Source organism: Nocardia sp. JMUB6875 (assembly GCF_041154655.1).
In the GTDB taxonomy this organism is placed as follows: domain Bacteria; phylum Actinomycetota; class Actinomycetes; order Mycobacteriales; family Mycobacteriaceae; genus Nocardia.
On record NZ_BAAFGR010000364.1, the window covers coordinates 1 to 2,443 of the forward strand.

Here is a 2,443-nt window from a genome sequence, read left to right on the forward strand (position 1 = left end):
GTGTTGAGCGGCGGGGCCGGGCTGCCCTGGGCCGGTTGCGGATTGCCCACCACGATGACCTGGCCGTCCGGACCGATCAGCAGGCGGGCCGGATCCTTGGCCGGGATCATGCCGAGTTCGGCGGCGCGCTGGGCCAATTCGGGGGCCGAATCGGCGGCCGCGACCTCGCGCTGCAGGGCGTCGCGCTCATCGGAGAGCTTCTGATTGGCGCGGCGCTGATCGCCGAGCTGATAGGAGTCCTCGGTGGCGCGGGTGGTGAGCAGCAGGGTCAGGGCCAGACCACAGCCCAGCAGGGCGATGATGGTGGCCACGAAGGACATCCGGCCGCGCGGGATGGCGTCGCTGCGCCGGCCGCGGCGCGCGCCCGGGACCTCGGCCCCGCCGCCCTCACGATTGCGGCGGCGGGCGTAGGCGCGCTGCGCCGCACCCGATTTCACGCGTTCGGCGGCCTGCACCCGACGAGCCCCCCGGCCCGTCGCCTGCTTCTGGATCGTCATAGGGCGGCCCCGCCCCCGCGGGACCCGCCGGACCGATCCTGCACCCGGAACTTCACGTTTGCGCCTCCCCTGCAATCCGTTCCGCCGCCCGCATGCGCACCGGGGCGGCCCGCGGGTTCTCCTCGATCTCCTGCTCGGTCGCCTTCTCCGCGCCCCGGGTCAGGATCTTGAATTCCGGTCCCATGCCGGGCAATTCGACCGGCAGGTCCAGGGGCGTGCGCGAGGCCGACCGCTTGGCCAGCTCCGCCTTCACCACCCGGTCCTCGAGGGACTGATAGCTCATCACCACGATCCGCCCGCCCGGGGCCAGCGCGTCCAGCGCGGCGGGCAGGGCGGCCTCGAGGGATTCCAGTTCGCGGTTCACCTCGACGCGCAGCGCCTGGAAGGTGCGCTTGGCGGGATGCCCGCCGGTGCGCCGGGCCGCGGCCGGGATGGTGTCGTAGAGCACCTCCACCAGTTGCGCGCTGCTGGTGAAGGGGGTGCGCTGGCGGCGGCGCACGATCTCGGAGGCGATCTTGCCCGCGAATCGTTCCTCGCCATAGGTTTTCAGGACCCGGGCCAGCTCGCCGTGGCTGTAGGTGTTGAGCACGTCGGCGGCGGTGGGGCCGGTGCTGGAGTCCATCCGCATGTCCAGGGGCGCGTCGATGGAGTAGGCGAAGCCGCGCTCGGCCTCGTCCAGCTGCATGGAGGACACACCCAGGTCCATGAGGATCGCGTGGACCGAGGACTTCTCGGGTAGTCCGGCTTGTTCGAGTGCGTGCGGTATGCCGTCATACCTGGTGTGCACCAGGGTGATCCGGTCCTGGAAGGGCGATAGTCGCTCCCCCGCCAGCTTCAGCGCGGAGGTGTCGCGGTCGAGGCCGACAAGCCGGATGTTCGGATACGTCTGCAGGAAGTACTCGGCGTGGCCGCCCAGACCCAGGGTGCAGTCCATGTAGACCGCGCCCTCGGAATGCAATGCGGGGCCGAGGATTTCGTCCGCGCGGCGCAGGAGAACCGGAACATGGCGGGGGCCGTCATTGCCTCGGTGCACCTGGACCTCCCGGATTTCCTGCCTCACGTTCTTTCGCACGGCCACAGATGGGTCGCCAGCGCTGTGCCTTTACACGAACGACCTTCGAATCAAGGGGAATGCCCCGTGGTCTCTGACCGAAGCACCGCACCTGGCGTTGGGGAAGTACGTCAGGGTCGGTGTCGGGCAGAGGCCGCAGGGCACTCGCCTCGCTGCGGGCTAGAAGATCCCGCCCAGCGACTCGTCTCTGGCCTGCGAGTAATCCTCCTCGTGCTCGGCGAGGTAGGAATCCCACGCCGTCTTGTCCCATATCTCGAGGAAGTCGACCGAGCCGATCACCACGCAATCCTTGGAAAGGTTGGCGTAGCGGCGGTGTTCGGCCGACAGCATGATCCGGCCCTGTGCGTCCGGACGTTGCTCATCGGAGGAAGCCGCCAAGGCCCGGACGAATGCGCGGGCCTGCGGATTGGATCGGGATGCGGCCGCGGCTCTCCGCGCGAGCGCGGTGAACTCGTCCTTCGGATACACGGCAAGGCTGTGGTCTTGTCCCTTCGTGACCATCAACCCTCCCGCCAGCTCGTCCCGAAACTTCGCAGGCAACGTCAGTCGCCCTTTGTCGTCCAACCGAGGGGTATAGGTACCGAGAAACACGCCTCGACACCTCCTGCCGGATCACCCTCTCGACTGTTCGGCCTCCTGTAGTGCGGGCTCCACATTACCCCACTTTCCCCCACTTTCAATCGAAAGCGTCGGTGATCTCGGTCCCCGCTTGGCGAACTTCGCAGGTCACACCAGCTATCACGGTGGTGGGGAAGATTTCGCGCAGTTCCCCCGACACGCGCGACGCGCAGCGGAGAGCACCCGACAACCGCCAGCAAACCCGCAGATAGCGGGCATTCCAGGCACGTGTGGGGCGGGGTGGGGAGCACCCGTG

The 2,443-nt window shown here is 68.4% G+C and carries 2 protein-coding genes and 1 pseudogene; all 3 read right to left on the reverse strand.

Going from position 1 to position 2,443, the window contains the following annotated elements:
• Window positions 1–497: pseudogene (locus ACAM49_RS39840) on the reverse strand (hypothetical protein); the annotation flags it as partial.
• A 52-nt stretch (window positions 498–549) separates the two neighbouring features.
• On the reverse strand, window positions 550–1,530 hold the full coding sequence (rsmH, locus tag ACAM49_RS39845) for a 16S rRNA (cytosine(1402)-N(4))-methyltransferase RsmH (protein WP_369640692.1): 981 nt from the start codon (window positions 1,528–1,530) through the stop codon (window positions 550–552).
• A 198-nt stretch (window positions 1,531–1,728) separates the two neighbouring features.
• Window positions 1,729–2,160, reverse strand: coding sequence for a division/cell wall cluster transcriptional repressor MraZ (gene mraZ, locus ACAM49_RS39850; RefSeq protein WP_033085808.1), 432 nt, complete (start codon window positions 2,158–2,160; stop codon window positions 1,729–1,731).
• Window positions 2,161–2,443 lie beyond the last annotated feature (283 nt).